Origin of the sequence: Hyphomonas pacifica (genome assembly GCF_000682675.1) — a bacterium.
Lineage (GTDB): Bacteria > Pseudomonadota > Alphaproteobacteria > Caulobacterales > Hyphomonadaceae > Hyphomonas > Hyphomonas pacifica.
Genome location: NZ_AWFA01000009.1, coordinates 68,880 through 74,925, shown reverse-complemented (window position 1 = coordinate 74,925; position 6,046 = coordinate 68,880). Strand labels below are relative to the sequence as shown.

Below are 6,046 nucleotides of genomic sequence, written 5' to 3'. Positions count from 1 at the left end.
CCGCCATGCCGGGCAAAAGTGCTGGTGGAAATATGAACCCCAGATGAAAACTTGCGCTCTGCGTGTGCCAATGGCGTTGAAATAGCACGCTATCACGGGAAAACGGCAGAAAATGCAGTGGCTTGCAACGGAAAGCTGCCTGCATCGCGTTTCAGAAATAATCCAGTTTTGAAAACGCTGCAGAAGGCATGATCCCACGCCATGACCCGCCAGAAAAAGCGCCGCTTGTCATCTCCCGTAAAAATCACCGCCATGGCGCTGCTTGCCGTCGCGGCATTTCTTGCCTACCGGCATTATGTACCCGGGCAGGAGAAAGTCACTTATCAGACGGCGGAGGTAACGCGCGGCGATATTGAGGTTTCGATCTCCGCTGCGGGCAAGATCACGCCAAAGGAATCCGTGGTTGTCGGGGCCCAGGTGTCCGGCCAGTTGCAGGAGCTGTTGGTTGAGGCGGGCGACAAGGTGGAGAAAGGCCAGTTGCTGGCGCAGATTGACCCCACCATCGCGATGACCGCCGTGGAGGCAGACCGCGCCCAGTTGAAGGAATCCCAAGCCAGTCGCAAACAGCAGCAGGCCACCTTGAATCTCGCCATGGCTGAGGCTGAGCGCGCCGAGATGCTGTATGAGGCAGACGCCATCGCGCGCGCCGATTATGAATCCGCGCAGGCCGCCTACGCCATCGCGCAGGGCAAGCTGGAAGGCATTGACGCACAGATCCAGCGTCAGCAATCTACACTGCGGGCCGATCTTGCGACGCTGGAATTCACAAAGATCTATGCGCCCACTAGCGGCACAATCGTCTCCGTTGAAGCCGATGAAGGCCAAACGCTGAATGCCAATCAGACTGCGCCGACCATCCTGACGATTGCGGACCTTTCCATAATGACGGTGGAGACCGATGTGTCAGAGGCGGATGTACTGCGTATCAAGAAAGGCCAGCAGGCTTATTTCACCACACTGGGCGATCCCTCCCGTCGCTGGGAAACGCGCGTGCGTCAGGTTCTTCCGACACCGGAGGTTTTGAATGATGTCGTCCTCTACAAGGCACTGCTGGATGTGGACAATCCGGAAGGGTTGCTGCGGTCTGAAATGTCGGCGCAGGTCTTCTTTGTCTCCGGCTATGCCAGGGATGCCGTGCTTGTGCCTGTCACGGCCCTGCAAACTGCGCCACCGCGCCTTCCGCATGCCTTGGGTGATCAGGTCGCCAAAGGTCGTCAAAGCCAGCAAGGCGGCTTCATGCAGGCTGATGCGTCAGAGGCCACACAGGCGCAGGCTGAACGCCGCGACGCAAAAAGCCGCGAGGTCTTCCGCAAGGTGGCAGAGGCACACCCGCAGACCGAACACGGAATGGTAATGCTGATGACGGCCGAAGGTGCGCCCCGCCCGCAACCGGTTCTGGTCGGTCTGAAAACCCGTACGCAGGCTGAGATTGTCTATGGTCTGGAACCTGGTCAGATAGTCATCACGGGCGAGGTGAAAACCGGGCGTGCCGACAGTGGAAATGACAGCCGTAGACGAGGCCCACCGCGTCGCTTCTAGGACATCGTTATGACCCATCCCTTGATCGAACTGCATGATGTGACCCGTTATTACGGGGCCGGTGATACCGAAGTGCGCGCGCTCGACGGCGTCAGTCTGACTATTGAGCCCAGTGAATTCGTGGCCATTGTCGGCCAGTCCGGCTCTGGAAAGTCGACGCTGATGAACATTCTTGGTTGCCTGGACCGGCCAACCGGCGGCAGCTACCGTGTGCGCGGGCAGGATGTCTCTGCTCTGGACCCGGACGAGCTGGCCGCCATGCGCCGCCAGACCTTTGGCTTTATCTTTCAGCGCTATAATCTGCTGGCCAGTGTCAGCGCGTCAGAGAATGTGGAGTTGCCCGCCGTCTATGCCGGCCTCAGCCTTCAGGAGCGCCGCGACAAGGCTGCCGAACTTCTGGAACGGCTCGGACTGGGAGAGCGCATCGACCACAAGCCAGGCCAGCTGTCAGGTGGCCAGCAACAGCGCGTTGCCGTTGCCCGTGCGCTGGTCAATGATGCGGAAGTCATTCTGGCGGACGAGCCGACCGGCGCGCTTGATTCCGGCTCCAGCGCTGAATTGCTCAACCTGCTTGAGAGCCTGCATGAAAGCGGCCGTACGATCATTCTGATTACGCACGATCTGAACGTGGCCCAGCGCGCCAAACGCGTCATCGAGATTCACGATGGCAAGATCATCTCTGACAGCGGCGTCAGCCCCCATAAGGCGGAAGGGGCTGACGGTTATCGCTACACGCGCAAAGGGCCGTCCCCTATCGTGCAGGTGATCGAATCCGTCAAAATGGCCTTTCGTTCTCTGCGCGCAAACCTGTTCCGCACGGCATTGACTCTGCTGGGTGTTGTCATCGGTGTGGCTGCGGTAGTCGCGATGCTCGCCATTGGTCAGGGCAGCCAGAAGGAAGTCATGGCGCGGTTTGAATCCATGGGGGCCAATCTACTCTTCGTGCGCCCCGGCGCGCCGGGAACGCGGATGCGCGGCGATGCCATCGCAACGCTGACACTGGATGATGCGAGGGCGCTAAAAGAGCTGGACAATGTGCTCGCGGTAGTGCCGTCTCGCTCAGGCAGTGCAACATTCCGCATCGGGAATAATGACTATCGCAGCTCAGTTGAGGGCGTCTCTGAAGACTGGACCATTGCCCAGAACCGAGGCTTGAAATATGGCAGCTTCTTCACTGCTGAAGATTCCGAGCGCCGTGTTGGTGTCGTCGTCCTCGGCACCACGACAGCCGGCAATCTGTTTGATAATGTTGAAGGTGCCGTTGGCCAGTATGTGTTCCTCGGCGGTGCGCCGTTTGAGGTGGCTGGCATTCTCGAAGAGAGAGGCGCGTCCTCCTGGGGGCAGGATCAGGATGATGTCGCCTTGGTGCCGATTACCACAGGCATGATGCGCATCTTCGGCCAGAACTATCTGTCCTCCATCACCATCGCTGTGGATGATACCGACAAGATTGCCGATACTGAAACAGAGGCCACCAATCTTCTGCTAGCCCGTCATGGTGTGGAGGACTTTCAGTTGCGTAACACGGCTTCTATCCTGGAGTCGGTACAGCAGACGCAGAACTCTTTTTCCATCCTGCTTGGCTCGGTGGCGTCCATCTCACTTCTGGTCGGCGGTATCGGTGTGATGAACATAATGTTGGTCAGCGTGTCAGAGCGGACGCGGGAGATTGGCGTGCGCATGGCCACCGGGGCACGCAGATCTGACATTCTGACCCAGTTCGTGGTGGAGGCTCTCGTCGTGGGTGGCCTTGGCGGCATTGCCGGGGTGCTGATCGGGGTCGGGGTCTGTTTCATTCTCATGCAAGTGGGGATGACCATCGCGATCACGCCCACACCCGCCATACTGGCATTCGCCTCGGCATTGGCGACCGGTCTGGTCTTCGGTCTTTTGCCGGCCCGCAAGGCTTCCCGCCTCGATCCAGTTGCCGCCCTCGCTTCGGAGTAAAGCCATAATGATCAGATCCAGCCTGCTTTCTGCCTCCCTGTGTGTGCTGACGGCGTGCGCCTCTTTGCAGCCGCAACAGGTGACGGATACCAGCGCGCAAATGGTGCTGCCGGATGCCTATGATTATGCTGACGAACTGTCCGGCATCCGCGCCGCCGAGCAGATATGGTGGCAAGGCTTTAACACGGCGCAGCTAAATGCGCTGGTCGGGCAGGCACTCATCGCCAATCAGAATCTGGCCCAGGGTGTTGCCAATGTTGAAGCATCCCGCGCGGAGCTGAAGGTGACGAACGCGGCCTTCCTGCCGCAGGCGAGTGGTAGCCTGTCTGCCTCAAGCGACACTGATGGCGGGCTGGATGATGTCAGCTCTTCCTCGCGTCTTTCGGCTTCCTATCAACTGGATTTGTTTGGCGCCAACGAGGCCAGCCGCCAGAGTTCCATTGCCAGCCTGGACGCGGCGATCTTCTCCCTACGCGCGCTGGAGTTGACGGTTCAGTCTGATGTTTCCTCCACCTATTTCAACCTGCTTGCCACGCGGGAACAGCTACGCGTGGCCCGGCAAAATCTGGAAATTTCCGAACGCATTTTCGAGATTGTCGAAGTGCGCTACCGGGCAGGCTCCATTTCCGGCTTTGACGTGTCCAGCCAGCGCGCGAGCCTGGCCAATGCCCGCGCCCGCATTCCTCAGCTGGAGGCGCAAGTGACCAGTTTTGAAACCTCGCTGGCCATCCTGCTGGGCCAGACGCCGCAAGGCTATGAAGCAGTGGATGAGGACATTCTGAATATCACCCTGCCAGACATCGCGCCCGGCCTGCCATCTGATCTGATGCTGCGCCGTCCGGACCTGATGCAGGCAGAAGCCAATCTCCGCGGGGCCAATGCCAATATCAATGCGGCGCGCGCGGCCTTCTTCCCAAGCATTGATCTGGGGACGGGCCTTTCGACGCTGCTTAGCGGCGGCAATCTCGTCGGATCCTTCTCTGCCGGGCTCAGCCAGACAATTTTTTCCGGCGGTCGCTTCAAAGGTCAGCTTGAAGGCGCAGAGGCACGACGTGAGGCGCAACTGGCCGGCTATCGCCAGTCCATCCTGATGGCTCTCCGCGATGTGGATGTCAGCCTGAATGCCATCGAGACCGGGCGTGTGCGGGAAGCGCAGTTACTGATTGCCCGTGATGCCGCCCTTGAGGCGCTGGACGCGGCAGAGCTGCGCTACAAGGCCGGTGAAGATGATCTGACCAGCTTGCTTAGTGCTCAGCAGACCTTCTTCGATGCTTCCAACAGCTATGTTCAGGGGCGTCTTGATCGTCTCATCGCCGCAATTGACCTTTATGTCGCATTGGGTGGCGGATATAGGTGACTAAAAAAAGCTGCCGCACCTTTTATTTGATGCGACAGCTCTATCCGGTACGATCCGATAGTAAGGCGAAGCCTATTGTTCTGCCGTTTCGTAATTTTTCAGGACGTCCACGGCCGTGCCGGGATAGTCTGTCCAGACGCCGTCGGCGCCTGCATCAAACAGGGCGCGCAGTTCTGCGCGAGAGTCTGCGAAGCCGGGAGCGGGTTCGTCATCGCGGACTGTGAAGACATGAACCAACAGGCCCTTGTCGTGGGCCTGATTGATATAGTCTGTCGTCGTCCCATCCTCGTTGAGGATCATGGTCTTGTTGGCACCGACGCCAGCTGTCGTGACATCATCCAGGCTGATTTCCATGCCCAGCATCTTGTCATAGGGCGGGCCGATCAAATTCTGGATCAGCGGAATATCGCTTTTTTTGGCGACTTCAGCCAGGAATTGCGGTTCAAAGCACTGGATGTAGACCGGAATGCCTGCGGCTTTCAGGCCTTTGACGTCCATGGCATCCAGAATGGGATCAACCATGTCGAGCCCGACAGAGGAGAAATGGCTCGGCCATTTGGCTTCAATGTGCAGGCCGACTGTGCGGCCTTTCTTTGCCTGCTCTGTGACCAGATCTAAAATTTCGTCAAAGGAGACGAGGTTGAGCTGGTCATTATATTCCTGGTCACGCCCCTCGACGCGCTGACGCGCTTTTAGGGTTTTCAACTCTTCCCAGGTGAAATCGTCAGACCACCAATCCTCACGATCACCAAATGGTGTCTGGCGAACTTTCTTGCGGTCCGCGAATTCAGGGTGATCGGCAATGTCTGTCGTGTCTGACAGATAACCATCATGATTAGCAAAGAGAACGCCGTCAGAGCTCATGACCAGGTCCGGCTCAATGAAGTCTGCGCCTTGTTCAATGGCGGTTTCATAGGCCTTGATCGTATGTTCCGGGAAGAGGCCGCTTGCGCCGCGATGGGCGATGATGATCGGCGCTTCTCCGGTCAGGCTTTTGAAAGTTTTGGTCTCTGCCTGCGTCTCTGGTGCGTTGGCCTCAGCTTGAGGCGCAACGGGTGTCTGGGCTGTCTTGGTGTCCTGTGCCTGGCCGCATGCGGCGAGCAACAGAACAGGAGCGACAGCAAGAAGATATTTCATTGTGTGTGCCTGTCTTTAAAAGGAAAAGGCCGGAGCAATCAGCTTGCTCCGGCCAGGTCAGGTGGG

The 6,046-nt window shown here is 58.4% G+C and carries 4 protein-coding genes; 3 read left to right on the top strand and 1 reads right to left on the bottom strand.

Going from position 1 to position 6,046, the window contains the following annotated elements:
- Positions 1-201: 201 nt before the first annotated feature.
- Genes HY2_RS04365 through HY2_RS04355 form a run of 3 tightly spaced genes read left to right on the top strand, consistent with a single transcriptional unit; the run spans position 202 to position 4,843 of the window.
- Positions 202-1,539, top strand: a complete 1,338-nt coding sequence (locus HY2_RS04365; protein WP_034825050.1) for an efflux RND transporter periplasmic adaptor subunit — start codon at positions 202-204, stop codon at positions 1,537-1,539.
- Between the two features lie 9 nt (positions 1,540-1,548).
- Positions 1,549-3,486: a MacB family efflux pump subunit gene (locus tag HY2_RS04360; protein WP_034825048.1), complete on the top strand. Its 1,938-nt coding sequence runs from the start codon at positions 1,549-1,551 to the stop codon at positions 3,484-3,486.
- Positions 3,487-3,493: 7 nt separating this feature from the next.
- Positions 3,494-4,843: an efflux transporter outer membrane subunit gene (locus HY2_RS04355; protein ID WP_034825046.1), complete on the top strand. Its 1,350-nt coding sequence runs from the start codon at positions 3,494-3,496 to the stop codon at positions 4,841-4,843.
- A gap of 72 nt (positions 4,844-4,915) precedes the next feature.
- Here HY2_RS04355 and HY2_RS04350 read toward each other — a convergent pair whose 3' ends face one another.
- Entirely contained in the window at positions 4,916-5,980 is a 1,065-nt protein-coding gene (locus HY2_RS04350; RefSeq protein WP_051594710.1) for a glycerophosphodiester phosphodiesterase family protein, read from the bottom strand.
- Positions 5,981-6,046: the final 66 nt, after the last annotated feature.